The sequence below is a fragment of the Paenibacillus hebaui genome, assembly GCF_051934385.1.
In the GTDB taxonomy this organism is placed as follows: Bacteria; Bacillota; Bacilli; order Paenibacillales; family Paenibacillaceae; genus Paenibacillus.
In genome coordinates this window covers 3,746,444-3,767,379 of the sequence record NZ_CP196836.1, presented here as the reverse complement: position 1 = coordinate 3,767,379, position 20,936 = coordinate 3,746,444, and the positions used below count along the sequence as shown (strand labels likewise).

The following is a 20,936-nucleotide window of genomic DNA, read 5'->3' as shown; positions in this document are numbered from 1 at the left end:
AGCAGTAGTCCTCCATTAGAAACTGAAAAATGAGTACTTGGCAAGCAATGCACTTAATCGTTGGAAACTCCCGGTATACAGCATAACGCCCAGAGCCACCATGATGGCTCCGTTGAATACGCTCAGCACAGGAAGGACCCGATTGATGCGCTTAACGATCGATAGCGAAAATGTAACTAACAGCGAAATAAGCAAAAAAGGAATGCCTAAACCTAATGAATAAGCCGCTAAGAGACCGATCCCTTGATATAGGGATTCAGAAGAACCAGCAAAGATTAATATGGAGGACAGGGCGAGTCCCACACAAGGTGTCCAACCTACACCAAAGGCCAGCCCGAGAAAGAAGGAACCGAACCAGCCACCGTATTTCTTTTCGTTTTGCAATGGCTTGGAGTTCATCAAGAACTTGAGTTTCAGCAAACCCATCATCTGCAATCCGAATACGATAATTAAAATCCCGCCGAACTTCTCGATTAAATCCCTGCGCATAGAAATGAAATTCCCGATAGTGCTGGCAGAAGCCCCCATCAATACGAAAATAACGCCAAAACCAAGGATAAAACCGATCGATCGGAGGAATAATTGTTTCCGATTCGCCGCAATCCTTCCTGCTTCAACCATTGTATCCGAGATATGCGAAACATAAGCAGGTACAAGCGGGAAGACACAAGGGGAGAAAAACGAAAGCGCACCTGCTGTAAATGCTACTAAAAGCGTCACTTGTTCCAAATCATCACTCCTTCACGGATCAGATTCCCCCATGGAATAAAATCAATCGTGTTCGGTTCGCCTCTCCAGCATGATTTTAGTCAAAAAAGAGATGCATGCTGCACTAAGAAAAAACAGCTGTTCAGCGGCAATCCCGTAAACAACAATTTCATTGTTTCCGTACACAAAGGCGATCACTGTTCTGCCCACGCTGTACCATAAGACGGTTACTACCAATCCTAGAAAAGACAACATTCGTTTGTTGTTGAATTTGAATTGAGTGATGACCATAACCAAGCCGAGCAAGCCTAACGCTAAAGATCGAATTCCTCCTTGGAGAAGGATAAAATATAACAGGCCATACAAGGCTGATGAAGCCAGGTAGAACGTCAGCAAGAGGTCAGGGAACATAAAGAATGAAAGTTTCTTTCTCCACGTATGAATCATCAACACGATGCAGCCATACAAGGCAGCAATCCAGAGGCCGTTTGCTCCTCCGTTAAAGTAGATCAGGGACAACGGATCGTGAATGACTAGCTGAAAGTCCAAAATCAGCGGGCTGAATTTCCAAATAAAGAGACCTGCAATCAAAATGTTTGTCATGAGATGATCAATCGAAGTTCCTTCAACGTTTCGCATTACACGCAGACGCCATTTTAAGACAAAATAACCTGCAAGTACAGAAGCACTACCGATCAACATTTCCAGGCTAAAAGTGAAAGGACCCATTGTAATAGACTCCAAAGCGTATCTCCTATTCGAGTGCACAGCCGGCACAAGTAATCAAAGGGAAATGAATCAAGCTGGCTCCAAATCTGATGGGTGCCAGCTTGATTAAGTGTGACTTTTGCCCGGTGTTGTTCCCCAAGAGTTCAGATTCATTGGGTTTACATGGACTGGGTGTACAATTCGTATATCTGATCCAATTTATTCTTCAGTTCGTTAAAGCGAACAAATCGATCTGCTCTAACATATTCCTTCTGTTCTATGATCAGCAACATGATCGGAGCTGTGAAAATCAGATATTTCTCTGCTATGCTCTCTACATCGTGAATGTCGATATGCCCCAATTGAATCATAGGATATTCTTCTAATAGCATTCTGATCTTAGGGAGCAATGCATGACAAACACTACAATCCGTTTGAGATACATATAAAAAACTTAATTCATGTTCATCAACAAACCGTTCCACCATATCCAGCGAAGTTAATTCCATCATTTCTTTCATGTCTGTATCCTCACTGACGAACCTGCATTATGAATGAACGTCAATCCCAGTTTAGTTGGTTTTCCTCAATATATTGACTTACTACATCTGTATCAGATTCAATCTCTACTTTGCCTTCGACTTCAATCTGAACGCCTGCTTTTTTGAGCAGACTTCCTACTTCACACACCTGTTCCGCGCTAATCATGATTTTGCGCACAGACTGAATCTGCTCTTCCGTGGAATTCGCGGACAAAATAACCTGAGGAAGATGGACAATTCGAAATCCTTCTTCTTTGGAATTTACAGCCTCTGTGTTCATCACTATTCCAGTAACTGACAGTTGCTTCTGTTCCAACATATACACGAGTGTCATGATGTAACAAGTAGTGGCAGAGGAAACCAATAATTCTTTAGGATTGGCTCCTTCCCCACTCCCTCCCGAAGACTCGGGAATCGCGATATTCGTTTTAAGATAATCTGCCTTCAGTCTACCGCTACCTTTAGTGTCTTTATACCATACAGTGTTCAAATTAGATTTCATATCGGCCATGTCGATCCGCTCCTTTTATTATCCAGTCAGTTTCCCTCAGACGATGCGCTTTAAGGCATGGATGAATCCCGTATGCATCGCTTCGTGATACAGGGCTAAGTTACACACTTCCCCCATGCTATTTAATTGGAGAACAGGTCCCAATTTCAATGGTTCTGGCAGGGTTTCATCAGAATAAATCTCTACGTGTTGTTTGATGCGTACAACCTGATCCTGCAACTGCGCAAGTAATGTTGACAACGGAATGGGCTCACCTGTCCAGTCAGACGGTTTGGTACCGGGAGCGAACAAGCTGGTATACTCCTTAGGTAGGCCGGAAGTTTGGAGATTGTTGAAAATAAACATTTCAGCTACTGTAAGAATGTGCCCAACATTCCAACGTATCGTGTTACTGAATCCGACGGGTTGTTTGTCGGCGCTAGTTTCGGATACCGATTCCAATACTTTGTATAAATTTCCGCGAGTGATCTCTAACTGTTTGGCAAATTGTGAATAATCCATTGTATACCATCCTTCATTTTAGGTTTATAAAGTTGTAGTTATTAGTTCAAAACAGCGGCTATGTGTTCTTTTGTAATCGACCAATGAGAGGCAGTCCAAAATTTCTCTTTGTTCTTAACATAGATAATTTGAGGAGATTCATGTTTAACATCAAGATCCTGAGCAATTTGATTAGACACATGTCTCGATTCAATGACCTTAACAAGATAAAAATCAATGTCTTCAGTGTGGTTCTCTTTGATGTACTGTTCGTATTCCGCTAGTGCATTCGCACTCACTGGGCATGTAGTGCTATGCTTAAGTATTATCTTTCCGCGTTGATCCGACTGTTCCAATCCTTCTTTCCATTGGTCTAGTGTCGATATCTCTTTCCAGTTCAACAAAATCACTCCTTTGTACAATAATCAGATTATTAATGATTGGTTGCATAGTTAAATGGTTAACTAGAACAATAATATTTGATTAATTTTTATTTGTCAAGATGACCTTTCCTCATATAAAACCACTATTTTATAGTGTTTCGCCCTTCATTGATTTTTGTGAGTGATTGTTTTAATATTAAGCTTATCTAGAATACTAGTTAACCCAGAAAGTTGGATGGTTACATGGAACATTCTCGTTTGCCTTTTAAAACAGATCCCCAATCCCCACTGCCTATTAATGTGCAAATCAAAGAGCAAGTTAAATGGTTGATCAGTAAAGACTTTCTGAAAGCGGATGATGCTTTGCCTTCAACGAATGAATTGGCGGAGCAGCTCTCTGTTAATAGAAACACGATTCAGTGGATATATTCACAGCTGAAAGAAGAAGGGCTGCTGATCATGCAAAAAGGACGAGGAACTCGAATAGCCACTGAAGATCGGATTAAGGAATTCAAGCAGCAAAATCCTTACTTTTCATTCGTGGAGAAGACCGTAAAAGACGCATTTGAACAAGGTTTCAATATAGAAAGTGTCATGTTGTCAGGCTTTGCATATACTCAATTATTTGGAGCCAAACACGAGAAAAAAAAGCGTTATCTTTTTATTGAATGCAAAACTATGGCATGCCTCTTTTATTTGGACGAAATCCAGCGTCGTTCTTCCGCCGACATCCAAACGATTGATATCTCATCACCAGACGAAGTACTTTTTCACGCTTTACAAGAAGCTGATGTGGTAGTGACTGTGAACGAAATGACGGAAGTTGTGAAAAAGAAAGCTGGATCTTCAGAAATAAAAATGATATCTGTAAGCTCGACCCAAGATGTGACTCTGTTATTCGACATGCTGTTGCAATAAGTGCAAACGTATACGATTAGGTTTACTTTTTCTATGTACGAAATAAACGGAATATCCCTGAATCCGGTATGAGTTAATCCAACCCAGTGAATTCAGGGATATTCCGCGTGATCAGATGACTAATGCTGATGAATATTTGTGATCCTGTTAACTTTTCTTCCTTTATTGATGAAACTGTGGCAAATAAGCTTGGTGTACTTCAAGTAACTCATCCAGTAAGGCCTTTGCTATGTCACCACTTTGAACAAGCGGATTCATGGTGAATGCTTGTAATGCCGTAGCATAATCGCCTGTGACCGCCGCTTCTATAGTGAGTTCTTCCATTGCTTTCATAACTTGCAACAATCCTCGTTGTGCGGGAGGGAATGAGCCGAAATGGACAGGTTCTGCACCGTGAGAAGTAATCATGCTTGTAATTTCAATCGCACTCTCACTTGGTAGATCACTGATTGCCCCGTTGTTCCGAGTGCTTACAACCATTCGAGTTCCTTTATCGTTATAAATGGAATTGATGATCTCGCATGCAGCATCACTATAGTGCGCGCCACCTCTTTTTTCCAGCTCTTTCGGTTTGTAATCCAGCTTCGGATTCCTGTAAAGTTCAAAAAGGCTTTCTTCCAACTGTTTAACGACTTGACCACGGCTACCGACTGTGTTTACTTCTTCCAGCTCTTCCTGGATCATGGCATCCGTCATGTAGTAATAACGGTGGTATGGACAAGGAAGCATTCTCAATTGGAGAACCTGTTCGTGCAAAAATCTCATATTTTTGATATTCTCAACCATTTTATCCGCTTTGGCTTCCGGTCCGTACATTTTGTCGATTGCTTCAAGGGTAAGATCTTGTCCTGACTTATCATAAATCTTGTGCCAGTGCAGATGGTTAATGCCCGCAAATTTGAAGAATAGTTCCTCCTCCGGTTTTTCCAATACGGCTGATTCAATTTTGGTGGACATAATAGGAACATTGCACAGTCCGATCACTTTGTCCCACTTTCCGTAACGGAGAACCGCTTCGGTCACCATGCCTGCAGGATTGGTAAAGTTAATGAGCCATGCATCCGGACAGAGTTCTTTCATATCATTAACAATATCTAAAATTACCGGAATGGTTCGAAAAGCTTTAAACATGCCTCCTGCCCCATTTGTTTCTTGTCCAATCATTCCATATTTATTGGGAATGGTTTCGTCCTTGATACGGGCATCCATCAGCCCTACTCTAAGTTGTGTAGTTACAAAGTCAGCATCCTTTAATGCTTCCCGGCGATCTAGCGATAAATGAACTTCACAGTCGATCCCTGCGGCTTTTACCATGCGTTTAGCCATGGCACCAACGACCTCGAGTTTTTCCTTCCCCGCCTCGATGTCCACAAGCCATAATTCTTTGACAGGAAGTTCATGATGGCGTTTAATAAATCCTTCCATGAGTTCCGGTGTATAGCTGGAACCACCGCCGATTGTTACAATCTTTAATCCTTTTTTCATATCTTTACCTCCTGATGTAAGTGTTTTCTGAATCATAGTTGTATCGTAAATTGTGTAATGCATTACATGTCAAGCATCAATTCCACGATTTATTTTATAAGCTCATTGAGATGGCAAGAATACAACAAAGAGGTGGAATACATGGCAAATATCAGCGAGATCGCCCGTTTGGCGGGTGTATCTACTGCAACCATTTCACGTGTTATCAATAGGCACCCCCACGTAAGCGAATCAACCAGAAAGAAAGTAATTGAAATTATGGAACAACTGGATTATGTACCTAACGGCAATGCAATATCTCTAAAAAAGGGCGCTACCTGTTTGATTGGAATTGTCGCAGTCGCTTTCAATCCGCTATTTATCAGATTCATACAGGCCTTTACTCAGCCTGCCGAGAAACAGGGATTCAACATCACTCTGTTCATTACGAATGGTCAGGTAGAGAAAGAACTGGTGGCACTCGAAATGCTGAAACGGAAACAACTGGACGCGATAGTATGCGTGCTCCGAAGCAATGAGTGGAACGTTATCGAATCCTATACCAAATATGGCCCGATCGTCACATGGCAGCGTCTTGAAAACAGTAGTATCCCCTCTGTGTTTATGGATCAATACGAAGCATATGGGATTGGACTCGAACACTTATACCTCAAAGGCTATAGAAAGATACTTAGTGTATATCCCATATCTAACGGACTTAACACAAAAGAGCGCATGAGAGCATACGCTGACTTTATTGCCAAATATAAATTGACGGTAGAATTCCCGAATTTTCAGGATAAGATTTATGTGCGAGACGGAGAAGAACTTGCAAGATGGTGGATTGCACAAACAAACAGACCAGATGCTATTTTCTGTGCTAATGATGAGGTTGCAGCCGGATTTATTACTCAACTACGGAGAACCAAATTTTCGGTTCCAGGGGACGTTGGAATCATCGGATTTGATAACACCGAGGTCGCTCATTTACTCGATTTGACGACAATTCATTATCCAGTTGATCAGCAAGCAGAGAATGCTTTCACTATTATACAAAACATGCTTGATACCACTGCCAAAGAGTTAATCCCTCTGAAATATACTTTAATTGAACGACAATCAACATGACTATTACAATATTATCACCCCACATTTTTATATGAAATGATCTGGAGTTTAATTGGACCTTTTCTGTTGATTATCCTTCGGCGGAGACCTTTCTTAAGATCGGACCAATTGTTTTTGAGCTTGTTTATATGGTCCTCGCTTGGTCGTTTCTATGTAGAAGGTGTGCGTACAGGTAGCCTTTCTTTTCCCGGTCCGCAGTGGCTTGCCACATTTCTGAAAGCCATATGGAATCCAATGGAGTTTTTGGGTTCTCCCAGAAAGACATACGAAAAACCACTAAATCGGCAGTACGATTTAGTGGTCACACAGAAGTTGAAAATTCAGTCACCCGAGCTGATTGTAGTTAATTAACCTATGCAGATGTACTGCGAGGTATGCCAACTCTTCGTTTGGCACAGCTTTTCCGTAAACTTGCTCAATATACTCTCGGATCTTAAATGCACCTGACATGGCCTCAGGATGCAAGCTAGCGATATGCTCGAATAGAACGTGGCTCTCATCATTCAACATCTGACCTGAATAAAATCGTTCCACAAAAAATTTGATATGGGTGATAAACCGACTGTAATGAACATTATCATCGTCCATCTCAATATTAAACGTATACTTAGCCAGATTAACAATGCTTCCGATCATCTTGGCAAATTTCATTCCGTCGGAAGAATCACTGTGCTCCCCTTGAGCATTAATTAAATGAAAAGCAATATTAGCTGCTTCCTCAACAGGCAGATCCGTTTGCAGAGTTTGATTCATCAGCTGAAGTGCAAACACGCCCACTTTGTATTCTTTGGGATAATACGTTTTGATCTCCCAGTATACCCGATTCGTAATATTGATGTTTTTCTTATGCCTTTCCACTGCAAAACTCAAATGGTCCATCAGCATAAAATAAACACTTGCGTTAAGTTTAACTGAAAGCTCATTCTCCGCATACGTTACGATCTTTTGTGTCAGTTCCACAAACACTGGAGAAATGGTATCCAGAAGACCAAGAAACTCTTTGACTTTAATGTTTTCGACGGGTATGAAAATTTGATCGGCTTGATGCTCCTCAATCACAGTCCCCATTTTCCTTCCGTATCCAATGCCTTTGCCTAGAAGGATAAATTCATTTTTTTGCTGATCCTCTGCTAAAACCACATTTGAATTCAATACTTTTTTTATCTTTTTCATTTGATCACCTCTTCCATTTCACTAATCTAAAGGGAATTTAAACGATTTAGATAGCAATCTACACAAAGAACAAGGCGATTACGAACAATATCATTAATCGAGATCGCTACCATTCGACTGAATCACTTGCTGATACCAAAAGAACGAGTCTTTCCTGATTCGTCGGAATGTCCCATTTCCATAATCATCCACATCCACGTAAATTAGTCCGTATCTTTTCTTCATTTCACCCGTGCTCGCCGAGATAATATCGATCGGTGACCACATGGTATACCCCATTACAGGAATACCGTCGATCTCAATGGCCTTTTTCATCTGCTCTATATGTTGGCGTAAATAATCGATTCGATACGAATCATGGATACTCCGGTCTTCCTCGACCTTATCGACCGCGCCCATTCCATTCTCCACTATCATCAGCGGAATTTGATAGCGGTCATATAGTAGATTTAACGAATACCGAAGTCCCATCGGATTGATAGTCCATCCCCATTCTGTTGTTGGCAGATAAGGGTTTTTGTATCCTGTTTTCACGCCATTTAGTCCTTTAAACTCTGTACTGGTTTCCTTCCCGACGACATGTGTTAAGTAATAACTGTACGACAGAAAATCAACTTTTCCTTTCAATAATTGTTCCAAATCATCTTCCAGAATAGGCAAAACAATCCCCTGACGTTCAAATTCCTTTAACTTGTATGCCGGATAATAACCTCGACATTGTACATCGCAATAAAACAACATCTTCTGCATGAAATCAGCATTAGCTTGCATATCTTCGGGATCGCAACTGTTGGGATACGAAAAGTGTCCGGCATACATCATTCCGACTTTATTTTCCGGATCAATCGTATGCGCAAGCTGAACAGCCTTAGCGCTAGCTAGAAATTGATGATAGGCTGCAGTCATTCTTGTCTGCTCATCATCCGAATTAATCCCCCCAGCCATCCAGGCCTTAGTTGACATAACATTAATCTCATTAAATGTAATCCAGTACTTTACCTTTCCTTTATAGCGATTAAAAATAACTTGACAGTAGTTTAAATAAAAGTCAACTACCTTGCGATTTTCCCATGAACCATATTCCAACAATCCGAGGGGTGTTTCGAAATGGGATATTGTAACCAATGGCTCAATCCCGTATGCTCTGCATGTGTCGAATATTTGATCGTAATATTCTAATCCTGCCTCGTTTGGAATTTCTTCGTCTCCATTAGGGAAAATACGTGTCCAATTAATGGACAGGCGGTAACATTTAAATCCCATCTCTGCAAACAAAGCAAGATCTTCCTTAAACCGATTGTAGTGATCAATACCTACATGACTCGGATAGTATTCGCCTTCCATAATACTTTCAGTAATTTTTCTGGGAGAATCCAAATCCCCTGAAGTCATTACATCAGCCGTACTTAACCCTTTACCGTCTTTTAAAAATGCTCCTTCACACTGGTTGGCGGCTGTTGCTCCGCCCCATAAGAAATTATTAGGAAACCCCTGATTCATTATGACTTTCTCCTCCATTTATATAGTAGTTATAAACATTAAAGGATCATTACCTTTACGGTCGCCCTCGGCATATTGGACATTGTAGCCCTCTCTACTTGTAACGACAGTTATCAATACTGGATCATAGCCCGCTTCGACAATTCCCTCGATGTCAAACTTGACCAGTACATCCCCTGCCTTCACTTGGTCTCCGATTTTGACTTGAGACTCAAAAAACTTTCCTTTTAGTTTAACTGTGTCAACACCGATGTGGAAAAGCAACTCACTTCCGTTAGCTGTTTCCATCGCTACTGCATGTTGAGTACGGAATACCATTTTTATAGTCCCGTCCGTTGGGGCATAGAGTTCGCCTTTCGAAGGAATGACGGCTATCCCTTCGCCCATCGATTTGGTTGAAAACACATCATCTTTTACTTCTGTAAGAGGAATAATTTCCCCTTGAACAGGCTGTTTGATGGCAACTACTTCTTTGCTTCTAACCACCGTATTCATGCTCTTCGTTGATTCTTTGTTATCCACGGCATTCGATTCACCTGGTTGCTGAGCATCGTCTTTCCACAAAAATAACGTAAGCACAAAAGAGATAACATAAGAAATAACCAAACCCAAGATCGCGTATACAAAATTCATTTTGTTGCTTGGATCAATAAACATCGAGATGCTTGCCAAGCTTGGACTCACTACCGTACTACCAGCTACTCCAAGCAATCCAAGACTCAATCCGCCAATCAAACTGGAGATAACAATACTTGTGAGTACACGCTTTCGTTGTAGCGTAACTCCGTATAGGGCTGGCTCCGCAATACCAAACATAGCGGAAATAGCAGATGACACAGCGACCCCTCTTAGTCTCGTATCCTTAGTGCGAATCGCCACGGCAAAACTTGCCGCGCTTTCAGCCATATTATGTGCGAATAAAGCAGGCAGCAGGAGAAGTTCCTTTCCAGAGGCAGCTATGGCGGAAATAACGTATGGCGTCAGTGCTTTATGCATACCAGTAGCAATCATAAACGGAAGGAGTGCTGCCAAAATGCCGACGGCAACCCAGCCGAAATTAGAAAATAAAAAGAGTATGGCGACTGTTAAATACGTTCCCAAATGAAAACCAAGTGGACCTAAAACACCCAGAGTCACAGGAACCGTTAGAAGCAAGGACATCATCGGCACGAAAAAGACACGGATCGGCTTAGGTGACACTTTAAAGAAAAATCTTTCCATAAAGGCATAGAATATAACGCCTAAGATTGATGGAAAAACTTGCGAGGCATAATTTACATTAGTTAAAGGAATAGAAAGGAAACTAGCCCCACTCCCTAAATTCGCAATCATGTCAGGGAACAGCAGAACACTCATAGCAGCTGCTGCAACCACATGATTAACTTTTAGTTTTGCAGCCGCAGTAAGCGCCACCAAAATAGGCAAGAAATAAAAGACTGCACCGCTAATGGAAGTTAAGACGACATACGTTGAACCTTTCGGATCGATCAACCCAATGACGGATAATAATAACAGCATGGATTTTAGTATCCCTGCTCCAGCCATGGCTGGAATCAAAGGTTGGAACACGCTAACAAAAAAATCAAGAATCATTGATCCGATATTCTTTTTCTCCCGTTTGGAATCGTTTGACCTGGCATCAGCCTCGTTTCCTGTCCCACCCTCAAAATTTCCTGCTTTCACCAGTTCATCATAAACTTCAACGACATTATTACCTACGACAACTTGAAATTGACCTTTATTAACGACATCAAGTACGCCTGGCACTTTCTTGATCGCCTCAACATTTGCCTGACGATCATCCTTCAGAGTAAATCGCAATCGTGTTGCACAATGCCCTAAATGAGCTACATTTTTTTTCCCACCTACATAATTCAGAATGTCTTTTGCCGTTTTTTCATAATTCATTCTCGTTCCCCCTCGGTGGATCTGTGCGTTTATTGTTCGGCCATACAATAAACAAAAACAAAAAAGACAGGTATCCTCTAAAAATTAGATAGCACTTCAAAGTGTTACCTAATCTTTATGGATCCTGCCTGCTTTACCAGTGACATGTCCGGTTATTTTTTTTGTTTATTGTATTATAACCGGGCGGTAATCAAAATACAAGCGGTTTCATTGAGCATACGATTCTATATATTTAAGCGTATTTCCTAGATCCGATCTTTGACCAAATATACGGTTCTAAATACCCCTTATCTTCATCATCGTAGAAAGGGTCTAGTTTAGTTCACCAGGAGTGCTTCATTACATATCTGTTCAGTCCTATCTGGATTGCAGGACCCGGAATATCTATCAAAATATAACGATACCGCATACTGCTGATAACAAGATTACTGCGAATGGATGGATCTTGTATTTAGTTACCGCGATGAGACTGCTGACACAAATGACAAGCATCCCGAAGGTTGACCAGCTAAACAATGGTTCCTTATGCCCTCCAATTCCAAAGTGGATCGCAGCATAAATGATAAGTCCTGTAATGATTGGACGCAGTCCATAAAACGAGGATCGGACCCAATGATTGTTTTGTACGCGGAGAAAAAAAGCTGCAAAAAGGATGACAATAACGAGAGAGGGCAAAATTATCCCAATAGTAGATATGATCCCACCTAAGATGCCCATTTGAGAGTAACCGATTAGAGTTGCAGTATTAGTAGCAATGGAACCTGGGGCCATCCCAGCTAAAGCAACAAAATCTTGAAACTGTTCTGGCTTAATCCATCCTTTTTCAGTCACTTCGCGTTGAATGAGAGTTATTACTGCATACCCCCCACCAAATGAAAGAGATCCAATTTTCAAAAATAAGATAAACAATTCCCACAACATGCGATCAACACCTTCAGATGTAATATTCAGGATAATTTAGTTCTGACTGATGACTTTCTTCTTCCTTCTCTGTTGGGGCTGAAAGACCAAGAGCACGTTTAATTGAAATAATAGTCACGCCCACAATTGGACCTCCAAGAATCAGGTATAAAGAGTGAAGCGATGTGAAAAGCAGTAGAAAGGTGCTTAGACCTGCAATAAACAATGTGGATGAATCCATTATGGATGTCTTACCCACTTTGAATGCGGCCACAATGATTAATGCAACAACTGCAGCATGAACTCCTTTTAGAGCTGCATTTACCTTGGAAACATCTTGAAACATCATGCCTAATATACTGAGACTTAGCACAATTAAAAAGGTCGGTAGTGTTATAGCAATAACGGAGATGATCGCACCGAGTATTCCTGCAAGCCTATATCCGACGAAAGCAGCTGAGTTTACAACTACGCCCCCAGGTGCGGATGCAGAAACGGATACCATATCCCCTACCTCATTAGGTTTTAGCCATGCTTTCTTATCCACAATTTCCCGCTCAATTGCTGTAATCATTGCATATCCTCCCCCGAAAGTTGAGGGGCCCAACTTGACAAAAACAACAAACAGTTGTGTGAGCATTTTAATGTATTCCTTTTGTTTTACACTCATATGGTACCTCCGTTACATAATACTCATACATATTCGATCTCTAATATTATAACACGTTAATTTCATTTTGGAATAAAGTAAATATCTCAAAAGCGTAAATTGTAATAATTACATCATTTTATATTATATAATTCAAAAATAGCTGAGGAAAATAACTAAGTTAAATTCATTACAGTATAAACTATATTATTCCTATAACATTAGCTGGAAAACCAGTCTTCCATCAGCTATACTAAATATATCCCGACTTATTCACTTGGAAATGGAGTAGAATATAATGTTGAATCATTCCCATTTTTCAATTAAGAAGCAAATTTATGATCGAATCGCTTTTCTTGGAACAGTCTCCAAAGCAGATTTGCTAGAATATTTCTCAATCACGAGTAGTAGCATGACTCGTATGCTCGAAGACATGCTAGCTCAAAAACTTATACTTGTCTCCGGACTTGGTACATCAACTGGAGGGCGTAAACCCATTCTCTTTCAAACAAACCCACATTATCGCTATCTTATGGGTTTGGAAATCTCACGCATCAGTTCCTCACTTGGCCTATTTGATCTACATCTCAACCGATTATCTGCTGTTCGTTGGGAGATGGACCATAGCCTCACGCCAGAGCGCTTAGTGGAACTGGTGGTGAACGAGTCAAATAAAATGCTACATCATCACCATATAGCTCATGAACAAATTCTGGGAATGGGGATCGGTGCAGTAGGCCCTTTGGATCCTAAAAAGGGTATTATATTAGAGCCAGAATATTTCCCTTCCGATTCTTGGAGTAATGTTCCTATATGCAAGTTGCTGGAAAAGGAACTTAATATCCCTACAAAACTCGATAACGGCGCAAACACTGCCTTGCTTGCAGAGCATTGGGCGCTCCGAAATGAAGCTTGTGAGCATATGCTGTATGTTCATGCCGGAGTGAACATACGATCGTCGATTATGTCTGGAGGTCAGATTTTGCGTGGTGCTGCTGACACTGAAGGAGCGATCGGCCAAATGATCATTCAAACAGGAGGGCGTAGACTCAGTGACAAGGGGAATTATGGATCTTTAGAGGCATATGTATCTGTTCCTTCACTTGAAGAGCGTGTACAGTCTCAACTTAAAATAGGACGCGAAAGCTCGCTTTCGATCATCCCACCTGAATGTGTTAATTTCCCTTCTCTTGTTAATGCTTTGAAAGAGGAAGATGCTCTGGTAAGAGAGCTGTTCATTGAAACAGCTTCCTATCTGGGAGTTGGGCTTGCCAATTTGATCAATACTGTTCATCCCGAATATGTCATTATGGGTGGAGCACTTATTAATGCGGACCCGATAGTATATCATACGGCAATACAGGTTGCCCGAAAAAATATATACCATTATCCTAAATACAACCCCATTTTTACCCCGGGTATTCTTAAAGAGGAAGGCGTGGTGACTGGAGCCGCACTCCAGATTCTGCAAAGTTGGGAGAAGTAAACAAACATTAAATAATGCGAAACTCTGTTCCCACCGCTCAGCGGTTAATACAGAGTTTTTTTGATTTTTTTTACATGCTAATGAGCCGACTTAATAAATCCTAAATAAACATGAGCCTTTATTTACTTTCTAATTGGAAATGAGTATACCGTGCAGGTCGAATGGCTTAACGCCAATCAACCCTATCTATGAATTTGCAGATGTTACCTGCTGGGGGCATTATCGAACGGAACAGAATAGCGCTATACCCCCACATTAATATCTCACAGCGCCCTGAGTGATCAATACCTCTAACGAGCAATAATACCTCTTATCGGATGTTATATCAGCGCCCATTTTCAAGCTTTCGTGCAACAGGCGGGTGCTTTCATGGTAGCAACAATGAACGTGAGAAATATTTTCCGGAGCGAAAATAAACTAACCTCCTTATGCAAAAATAGATCGGTTTCGGGTCAAGTTCAATTGATCCAAAACCGATCTTTTTTTGTTTTAAGCTATAGATGTGCAAAAACGGACGGCGGAAAGAAAAATAAACTCTTTCGTCCATAGTTTAGGATTATCTGGCTCATGGTTATTCTCCTTGCTTATTTAGTTGGGTATTTAACCGACTTGACTTGTATCATAAACATTTTCAATATTCAAAGCTGAACTCTATGAAGGTTTACTTATTCGAACTTGAATTTACTGTTTAAATTCAAACTCATGTCCTCATTTGATTACTCCGTTTCTTTTACTGTTTTCTTGAAATAATATATAGTCTATACTTGTTGTGTTGGGGATAAAATAAAATCAATCAAAGATATCTGATAATTACTTGATTAAAGAAAGGAATAAAAATGTTAGACAATACCGATCGTCGAATATTGGATGAATTATCCAATAACAGTCGAGTTACTATGAAAGAACTGGGCACAAAAATTCATATGACTGGACAAGCTACTGCGTCCAGAGTAGCAAAATTAGAAGACAATGGAGTTATTGAGGGATATACCATTAAAGTGAATCAAGCTAAACTAAGCTGCTATATACACGCTTTTATTACAATATTCACAAAAGAAACAAACCATCAATTTTATCTCTCTTTTATAAAGACACAAATGAACTATATAATAAATAACTATAGGATTAGTGGAGAGGGATGTTATATTTTGGAGTGCAGGTTTCCATCGAATGATTATCTTAATGATTTTCTAGTCGACTTAAATAAACATGCCAATTACAAACTTTCAACTGTTATTAATAAACTGGATATTTGAAAGTGTGCTTACTAATAGAAATTTTAGATTTTATCAACTTATACGTTACTCTCCTAGCTACATTTTATAATAATGATGAAAATGTACTTACTTCTCTGTTCTATAAAATGCCTAATGATACACTACTTCATATGAAAAATTGTATTTGTATTTCTATACTCCCCTAGTGTTTTATATAAATAGAATGCCCTCACAAATTTCGTTAGAGGCTTCAGTGAGTTTGAAAGAATCTGTAGCGTTACTATTTTTTTATGTAATTATTCTATATAAGTTGAACTAATCATTTACACAGAAACGGAGAGGACAGAAAAAACCTGAAAAAGCGAAGCGTTCGCCTTTATCAGCGGATTTTCCCCTTGAGAAAAGGGAATCAAAAAAATCTGGGGATAACAGCGATTGGAAGGTTATTCTGTCATCGGAGTGTACGTGTGAATATATCTTTAGTTCAACTTATATAGCACTTACATCGGATAAAAATCTCTTCAGTAATATCGATTTTCATACTTTTCGCTTGATTTATGAAAGTTTATAATTGGATTTCAGTAGTTCACATCGCTTTCGATGGAAGTTAAAAATTTGCCTCATAAGTAAGGACAGTCGCGACATACAGTATCCTCTAAGGAGTGGTAATATGAAAAATGAAATTGAAGCATTCGAAGGCCAATGTCCGGTCGAAGCAAGTGTTAATCTTATTGGAGGAAAATGGAAAATACTGGTTCTCTATCATTTAATCTCACATAAAGTCAAACGCTTTAATGAGCTTCAAAGAGCACTACCGAATATTACTCACCGAACATTGACCCGCCAGTTGCGCGAGCTTGAAGAAGACAATTTAATTAGCCGCAGAGTGTATCCCGAAGTCCCACCAAAAGTCGAATATATGTTGACAGAGTTGGGTGAGAGTCTAGTACCCATTTTGATCGAATTGCAGAACTGGGGAACTGACTATTTAAGAAAAACGGTGAATGAAACTGAAAAGCCAGCGGAGAATGAAGAAAGTTTTCTGAGCTCGGTGGAATTAACACAGTAATATATTGGGGATTAAAGCGTTATCAGTTAATTTATACAGTAACCTTCAGTTTAAACACTTGAACAGCTTTCAGTGATTAGATATTAAGATTCATGATGATTCCAGGAAGAAGCAGGTCTTAATGAATCCTGCTTCTTCCTGGAATTATTGTTATTTCATAGATGACTGAATTAACTTTCTTCAAGTCACTTTTGATCAAATAACTCATCCACAACGCGTTTTAAAATTTCATAAGAATGAATTTCCTTTTTGGATTCGTAAATATTTGATATCACAATGAGTTCATCTACCTGATAAGTCTGCTGAAATTCAATTAAATCAAGCCGAAGAGTGTCTGCATCACCTAGGAGTGTATACCCTAGTCGATGATAGATAATTTCCAGCTCAGCTTGAGATAAAGATTGAAGGAAGTTTTCAGTTGGCGGAATAAGCTGACTTAAATTATTTGTATAAATATCGATATATACTTGCAAATGACTCGCAGAAATCAGTGTTGCCTCTTCCATTGAATCAGCTGCAATCACATTTATACAAGCCATCACATAAGGTTCCTGCAAATAAGCGGACGGTTGGAAGTTTTCTCGATAAATAGCGAGCCCTTCGGTCATCTCATGAGGTGAAAATTGAGCACCAAATGCATAAGGTAAACCAAGGCTAGCCGCGATTTTAGCTGAACCTGTTGAAGAGCCTAACACAAAAATTGGTACATTCGTTCCCATACCTGGATAAGCACGAACCTCCCCTTGGATGCTCTCATCTCCTACATATTGCAAGATATCTTTTACTTCTCGTTCAAAGAAAAATACACCATTATGGTTTGAACGCCGAATTACTTCAGCAGTCTTTTGATCCGTTCCTGGTGCACGCCCTAATGCTAGATCTACTCGATTTGGGTACAATGTTTCAAGTGTTCCAAATTGCTCAGCTACGACTAGTGGGGAATGATTGGGCAACATAATACCACCTGAACCTACACGAATATCCTCAGTATTTGCTAATATGTGTTGTACAATTGAAACGACGGCTGCACTTGCGTAAGCATCGTGATTATGGTGTTCTGCAAACCAAATCCGTTTATAACCCATTTTATCTACAGCTTTAGCTAAAGATACTGCGGAATCAATCCCTTCTTTCATTGTTTCTCCTTGTCTTAATGGAGCAACTGATAAAACAGATATATCAAATTTTTTCATGATTTCACCTCAAAAAATCTAGTTTTATACAAAATTAGAGAAAGATAATATTTTATATTGAATGTATAATCGCTCTCGATTGTGTACCAAATAAATGTATACTTTCTCAATCAATTGTTACATAGAGAAAACAAAGTAATTTCGCGCTTTTGCTTTATAGTTGAAAGTTTACATAAAAATAGAACTTGAATAGTGAACGAGATGTACTAACTAACGGTCAAACATACTCTATTACGAACTTTACTTCTAAACGTCCTGTTACTAAAATACTTACTACTTTCAAACATAAACTAAAACATCGAAAACACTTGAATTAATTTATGTATTAGCCTGAATTGCATTTGATATATCTTCCAGTGCCAACTGAAAGCCTGTTGATGAACTGTATTGGCTCAAAGAGATACTTTTTAAACTAAGGAGATCACAAATAAAATCCGGCTCTCGAAGCCGGATTTTATTTGTGATCTCCCTAAACGATTTGATACAGTGCAAGGATTTGCAGAATCTATTTCAGTATTTCTGAGTAGACTCCTTCCTACCCCTTTACTTAAAATCAATGCATGAATTTTTGAATGTATTGTTGGGTATACACAAGTCTCTCCGACGAAAACAATTCTTCTTTGGCAAAATGGTCAATGATTCTGCCCTGATGCAATACTATAATTCTATGAGATATGCGCTGCACTGTAGCCAGATCATGTGAAATAAACAAACAGGCAAATCCGATATTTTTTTGCAGTGTCATAAGCATATCGATCATCTGGGCCTGTGTAATCATATCCAGACTGGATGTGGGTTCATCCATGATGATCAGGGCTGGCTCGCTGCTTACCGCTCTGGCAATAGCGACCCGCTGCTTCTGTCCTCCACTCAGCTCATGGGGATACTGATGCAAGATATGCCCTGGCAGATCCACCATATCCAGTAGCCGTTCGGCACACTTCAGCCTGTCCTGTCTGTACTCCTTTAGGATTGCCGGTGTTCGATTCTTGAAGGTATCCAGCGGTTCCATCACGGAATCGATGATCCGTAGCCTGGAATTGAGACTGGACGCGGGATTTTGGAATACGGCCTGAACTTGACCCTGAATGGCTCGGTAGGCGGAATCAGTTCGTGGTTTTAACATCTCTCTTCCCTGAAACCACATTTGTCCGGAGTCCATTTTCTCCATGAGCAAAATACACCGTGCCAGCGTACTCTTGCCGCTCCCGCTTTCTCCAATCAGTCCTAGGCATTCTCCTGGCAGGATGTTGAAGGATATTCCGTTCATCGCACTTATATTTCCAGGATAGGTCTTGTTCAGTTTTTGGACAGCAAGTACAGCTTCTTGTTTCATAACTATTCCCCCCTCATCGTTGGTATTTCAGGTTCAGCATAAGTTAGTACCGACTCTGCTGCCAGAAGCGTTCGTGTATACGGATGTTCAGGCTGCGCTAGCACATTTTCAACTTTGCCTGATTCAAGAATTCGTCCTTCTTTCATAATAACGATCTGATCCGCGTAGCGTCTTGCCAGTTTCAAGTCATGTGTAATGAACATAATAGCGCAACCCGTTTTCTGCCTTAACCGGGTTAACAGGTTTAAGATTTCTGCTCCGCTCATCCAGTCCAGCGCAGATGTTGGCTCGTCCGCTATCAATAGTTTTGGCTCTAGCAGCATGGCCGTCGCGATAGATACACGTTGTAATTGTCCGCCACTCAGCTGAAACGGGTAGCTGAGAACAACCCGTTCTTCAGGCAAGGAAACGTCATTTAGGGACTGTAGGATTCGTTCTTTACGCTCCTTACGTCCCCAGTTATAATGAACCCGAAGTGTCTCATCCATCTGCTTGCCCAATGGAAGGAATGGGCTGAATATACCAGCGTACTCTTGAAATACATAGGAGATTTCTCTCCCCCGTAACCGTTGCATCTTTTTGTTGGAGAGGTCGGATAAAGACTGACCGTTGAACGTTATTTGTCCTGCTATATGGCGGATTCCGTTTGGAAGCAGACGACCGATCGAAAGTCCTGTTATCGTTTTTCCACTCCCACTTTCCCCAATGACAGCCATCCATTCGCCAGAGTCAATAGACAGGTTAATGTCGTGAACGAGGGTCTTCTCTCCTGCCGCAAGGCGGAGTCCGTTCATATTGAGTATAGTCGTCATTCCTTGTTCATCCCCTATTCCGTTTATTATCCATTCGATCACGAATACGATCTCCTAACATGTTGGACCAGAGAACTACAAGCATGATGGCAAGTCCAGGGGCTATCATAAGGTAGGGTACACTATGAAAGTGTACCCGTCCCTCGTTCAGCATCGCCCCCCATTCTGGTGCAGGGGGCTGCGAGCCAAGCCCGATATAGGAGAGCGAGGCAATCATGAGAATGATTTTACCAATATCCAGCGAAGCGATCACAATCACCTGAGACAGCGCATGTGGCAACATATGCTTCCACAAAATCTGATGAGGACGTAATCCGCTCAGGCGGGCAATCGTAACATAGTCCTGATTCTTCTCCGCGATAACGCTATTGCGAACGATCCGGGAATACGTAATCCATTTGACCGAAACGATGGCAATCATCAGGTTGAAGATGCCTGGTCCCATCAGCCCACTGAGCACAATGGCAATGATGAAATCTGGAAATGCAAGAAATGCATCCGATATTCGTTTATAGATTCGGTCTATCCACCCTCCTGCATACCCAGCCATTAATCCTGCGGGAATCCCGATCGCCAGTGCACTCAGGAGCACAATCAGACTGGTTCCTACCGTATTCCTTCCACCGAGCAGCAGACGTGAGAACAGATCTCGACCGAGATCATCGGTCCCTAGCAGATGTTTCATATCTGGGGGCAGAAGCCTTATCGCTAAGTCTACCGCATATGGGTCATGAGGAACAAAATAAGGCGAACAGATCAAAGTCAAGACAACAACTATCATAATGATGATGTGAACTCTATTATTTGATGCTCCAGCAGTAGAGGCAACATGTGATTTAGCCTTAAACATG

General features: G+C 40.7%; 21 protein-coding genes and 1 pseudogene. 6 read left to right on the top strand and 16 right to left on the bottom strand.

Annotated elements, in window-relative coordinates:
* Positions 1 to 15 precede the first annotated feature (15 nt).
* The 6 genes from ACR32F_RS16450 to ytxJ form a co-directional block, all read right to left on the bottom strand.
* Positions 16 to 720, bottom strand: coding sequence for a cytochrome c biogenesis CcdA family protein (locus ACR32F_RS16450; protein ID WP_440119903.1), 705 nt, complete (start codon positions 718 to 720; stop codon positions 16 to 18).
* 51 nt (positions 721 to 771) lie between these two features.
* Positions 772 to 1,452, bottom strand: coding sequence for a hypothetical protein (locus ACR32F_RS16445; protein WP_440108784.1), 681 nt, complete (start codon positions 1,450 to 1,452; stop codon positions 772 to 774).
* Positions 1,453 to 1,595: 143 nt separating this feature from the next.
* Positions 1,596 to 1,937, bottom strand: coding sequence for a thioredoxin family protein (locus tag ACR32F_RS16440; protein WP_440108782.1), 342 nt, complete (start codon positions 1,935 to 1,937; stop codon positions 1,596 to 1,598).
* A gap of 40 nt (positions 1,938 to 1,977) precedes the next feature.
* Entirely contained in the window at positions 1,978 to 2,469 is a 492-nt protein-coding gene (locus ACR32F_RS16435; RefSeq protein WP_440108780.1) for an OsmC family protein, read from the bottom strand.
* A 36-nt stretch (positions 2,470 to 2,505) separates the two neighbouring features.
* Positions 2,506 to 2,970 carry a DinB family protein gene (locus ACR32F_RS16430; RefSeq protein ID WP_440108778.1) on the bottom strand — a complete coding sequence of 155 codons (465 nt, stop codon included), beginning with the start codon at positions 2,968 to 2,970 and terminating at the stop codon, positions 2,506 to 2,508.
* A gap of 41 nt (positions 2,971 to 3,011) precedes the next feature.
* Complete coding sequence (gene ytxJ / locus ACR32F_RS16425; RefSeq protein WP_440108776.1) at positions 3,012 to 3,350, bottom strand: bacillithiol system redox-active protein YtxJ; 339 nt, start codon at positions 3,348 to 3,350, stop codon at positions 3,012 to 3,014.
* A gap of 225 nt (positions 3,351 to 3,575) precedes the next feature.
* Here ytxJ and ACR32F_RS16420 point away from each other — a divergent pair, with 225 nt between their 5' ends.
* A complete protein-coding gene (locus ACR32F_RS16420) occupies positions 3,576 to 4,250 on the top strand; it encodes a GntR family transcriptional regulator (protein WP_440108774.1) in 675 nt (224 codons plus the stop codon).
* Positions 4,251 to 4,412: 162 nt separating this feature from the next.
* Here the strand turns inward: ACR32F_RS16420 and ACR32F_RS16415 are convergent, their stop codons facing one another.
* The gene (locus ACR32F_RS16415) at positions 4,413 to 5,735 is read right to left on the bottom strand and encodes a 6-phospho-beta-glucosidase (RefSeq protein WP_149096437.1); all 1,323 of its coding nucleotides are present in this window, start codon (positions 5,733 to 5,735) and stop codon (positions 4,413 to 4,415) included.
* Between the two features lie 141 nt (positions 5,736 to 5,876).
* On the opposite strand from ACR32F_RS16415, the gene ACR32F_RS16410 reads away from it, so the two are divergent.
* The gene (locus ACR32F_RS16410; protein WP_440108772.1) at positions 5,877 to 6,842 is read left to right on the top strand and encodes a LacI family DNA-binding transcriptional regulator; all 966 of its coding nucleotides are present in this window, start codon (positions 5,877 to 5,879) and stop codon (positions 6,840 to 6,842) included.
* A 24-nt stretch (positions 6,843 to 6,866) separates the two neighbouring features.
* Positions 6,867 to 7,193 (top strand): annotated as a pseudogene (locus ACR32F_RS16405) (prolipoprotein diacylglyceryl transferase family protein); the annotation flags it as partial.
* Here ACR32F_RS16405 and ACR32F_RS16400 read toward each other — a convergent pair.
* The 5 genes from ACR32F_RS16400 to ACR32F_RS16380 form a co-directional block, all read right to left on the bottom strand.
* Positions 7,167 to 8,015, bottom strand: coding sequence for a BglG family transcription antiterminator (locus ACR32F_RS16400; protein ID WP_440108769.1), 849 nt, complete (start codon positions 8,013 to 8,015; stop codon positions 7,167 to 7,169). The pseudogene ACR32F_RS16405 and the gene ACR32F_RS16400 sit on opposite strands and share 27 nt — an antisense overlap.
* Before the next feature lie 93 nt (positions 8,016 to 8,108).
* Positions 8,109 to 9,515: a glycoside hydrolase family 1 protein gene (locus ACR32F_RS16395; RefSeq protein WP_440108767.1), complete on the bottom strand. Its 1,407-nt coding sequence runs from the start codon at positions 9,513 to 9,515 to the stop codon at positions 8,109 to 8,111.
* An 18-nt stretch (positions 9,516 to 9,533) separates the two neighbouring features.
* Positions 9,534 to 11,423, bottom strand: a complete 1,890-nt coding sequence (locus tag ACR32F_RS16390) for a beta-glucoside-specific PTS transporter subunit IIABC (RefSeq protein ID WP_440108765.1) — start codon at positions 11,421 to 11,423, stop codon at positions 9,534 to 9,536.
* Between the two features lie 387 nt (positions 11,424 to 11,810).
* Positions 11,811 to 12,344, bottom strand: coding sequence for a chromate transporter (locus tag ACR32F_RS16385; RefSeq protein ID WP_440108763.1), 534 nt, complete (start codon positions 12,342 to 12,344; stop codon positions 11,811 to 11,813).
* 13 nt (positions 12,345 to 12,357) lie between these two features.
* A complete protein-coding gene (locus tag ACR32F_RS16380) occupies positions 12,358 to 12,993 on the bottom strand; it encodes a chromate transporter (protein WP_440108761.1) in 636 nt (211 codons plus the stop codon).
* A gap of 277 nt (positions 12,994 to 13,270) precedes the next feature.
* On the opposite strand from ACR32F_RS16380, the gene ACR32F_RS16375 reads away from it, so the two are divergent.
* The 3 genes from ACR32F_RS16375 to ACR32F_RS16365 all read left to right on the top strand — a co-directional run bounded on the left by ACR32F_RS16375 (position 13,271) and on the right by ACR32F_RS16365 (position 16,744).
* Positions 13,271 to 14,458 (top strand): ROK family protein, encoded by a 1,188-nt coding sequence (locus tag ACR32F_RS16375; RefSeq protein WP_440108759.1) that lies wholly within the window; start codon positions 13,271 to 13,273, stop codon positions 14,456 to 14,458.
* Positions 14,459 to 15,294: 836 nt separating this feature from the next.
* A complete protein-coding gene (locus ACR32F_RS16370; protein WP_046234539.1) occupies positions 15,295 to 15,714 on the top strand; it encodes an Lrp/AsnC family transcriptional regulator in 420 nt (139 codons plus the stop codon).
* A 631-nt stretch (positions 15,715 to 16,345) separates the two neighbouring features.
* Positions 16,346 to 16,744: a winged helix-turn-helix transcriptional regulator gene (locus ACR32F_RS16365; protein ID WP_440108755.1), complete on the top strand. Its 399-nt coding sequence runs from the start codon at positions 16,346 to 16,348 to the stop codon at positions 16,742 to 16,744.
* Positions 16,745 to 16,929: 185 nt separating this feature from the next.
* On the opposite strand, the gene ACR32F_RS16360 is transcribed toward ACR32F_RS16365, so the two are convergent.
* The 4 genes from ACR32F_RS16360 to nikC all read right to left on the bottom strand — a co-directional run bounded on the left by ACR32F_RS16360 (position 16,930) and on the right by nikC (position 20,935).
* Positions 16,930 to 17,937 carry an LLM class flavin-dependent oxidoreductase gene (locus tag ACR32F_RS16360; RefSeq protein WP_440108753.1) on the bottom strand — a complete coding sequence of 336 codons (1,008 nt, stop codon included), beginning with the start codon at positions 17,935 to 17,937 and terminating at the stop codon, positions 16,930 to 16,932.
* Between the two features lie 553 nt (positions 17,938 to 18,490).
* Positions 18,491 to 19,273, bottom strand: a complete 783-nt coding sequence (locus tag ACR32F_RS16355) for an ABC transporter ATP-binding protein (protein WP_440108751.1) — start codon at positions 19,271 to 19,273, stop codon at positions 18,491 to 18,493.
* Between the two features lie 2 nt (positions 19,274 to 19,275).
* Positions 19,276 to 20,127, bottom strand: a complete 852-nt coding sequence (locus ACR32F_RS16350; protein WP_440108748.1) for an ATP-binding cassette domain-containing protein — start codon at positions 20,125 to 20,127, stop codon at positions 19,276 to 19,278.
* Positions 20,093 to 20,935, bottom strand: coding sequence for a nickel transporter permease (nikC, locus tag ACR32F_RS16345; protein WP_440108745.1), 843 nt, complete (start codon positions 20,933 to 20,935; stop codon positions 20,093 to 20,095). The genes ACR32F_RS16350 and nikC overlap by 35 nt, the downstream gene beginning before the upstream one ends.
* Position 20,936 lies beyond the last annotated feature (1 nt).

What these genes read in the sequence shown, in the direction of transcription:
- ACR32F_RS16420 (WP_440108774.1), top strand. Translation starts at nt 3,576, where the DNA reads ATGGAACATTCTCGTTTGCCTTTTAAAACAGATCCCCAATCCCCACTG.
- ACR32F_RS16430 (WP_440108778.1), bottom strand. Translation starts at nt 2,970, where the DNA reads ATGGATTATTCACAATTTGCCAAACAGTTAGAGATCACTCGCGGAAAT.
- ACR32F_RS16415 (WP_149096437.1), bottom strand. Translation starts at nt 5,735, where the DNA reads ATGAAAAAAGGATTAAAGATTGTAACAATCGGCGGTGGTTCCAGCTAT.
- ACR32F_RS16440 (WP_440108782.1), bottom strand. Translation starts at nt 1,937, where the DNA reads ATGAAAGAAATGATGGAATTAACTTCGCTGGATATGGTGGAACGGTTT.
- ACR32F_RS16355 (WP_440108751.1), bottom strand. Translation starts at nt 19,273, where the DNA reads ATGAAACAAGAAGCTGTACTTGCTGTCCAAAAACTGAACAAGACCTAT.
- ACR32F_RS16375 (WP_440108759.1), top strand. Translation starts at nt 13,271, where the DNA reads ATGTTGAATCATTCCCATTTTTCAATTAAGAAGCAAATTTATGATCGA.
- ACR32F_RS16435 (WP_440108780.1), bottom strand. Translation starts at nt 2,469, where the DNA reads ATGGCCGATATGAAATCTAATTTGAACACTGTATGGTATAAAGACACT.
- ACR32F_RS16410 (WP_440108772.1), top strand. Translation starts at nt 5,877, where the DNA reads ATGGCAAATATCAGCGAGATCGCCCGTTTGGCGGGTGTATCTACTGCA.
- ACR32F_RS16395 (WP_440108767.1), bottom strand. Translation starts at nt 9,515, where the DNA reads ATGAATCAGGGGTTTCCTAATAATTTCTTATGGGGCGGAGCAACAGCC.
- ACR32F_RS16370 (WP_046234539.1), top strand. Translation starts at nt 15,295, where the DNA reads ATGTTAGACAATACCGATCGTCGAATATTGGATGAATTATCCAATAAC.
- ACR32F_RS16390 (WP_440108765.1), bottom strand. Translation starts at nt 11,423, where the DNA reads ATGAATTATGAAAAAACGGCAAAAGACATTCTGAATTATGTAGGTGGG.
- ACR32F_RS16400 (WP_440108769.1), bottom strand. Translation starts at nt 8,015, where the DNA reads ATGAAAAAGATAAAAAAAGTATTGAATTCAAATGTGGTTTTAGCAGAG.
- ACR32F_RS16360 (WP_440108753.1), bottom strand. Translation starts at nt 17,937, where the DNA reads ATGAAAAAATTTGATATATCTGTTTTATCAGTTGCTCCATTAAGACAA.
- ACR32F_RS16385 (WP_440108763.1), bottom strand. Translation starts at nt 12,344, where the DNA reads ATGTTGTGGGAATTGTTTATCTTATTTTTGAAAATTGGATCTCTTTCA.
- nikC (WP_440108745.1), bottom strand. Translation starts at nt 20,935, where the DNA reads ATGTTTAAGGCTAAATCACATGTTGCCTCTACTGCTGGAGCATCAAAT.
- ACR32F_RS16365 (WP_440108755.1), top strand. Translation starts at nt 16,346, where the DNA reads ATGAAAAATGAAATTGAAGCATTCGAAGGCCAATGTCCGGTCGAAGCA.
- ACR32F_RS16380 (WP_440108761.1), bottom strand. Translation starts at nt 12,993, where the DNA reads ATGAGTGTAAAACAAAAGGAATACATTAAAATGCTCACACAACTGTTT.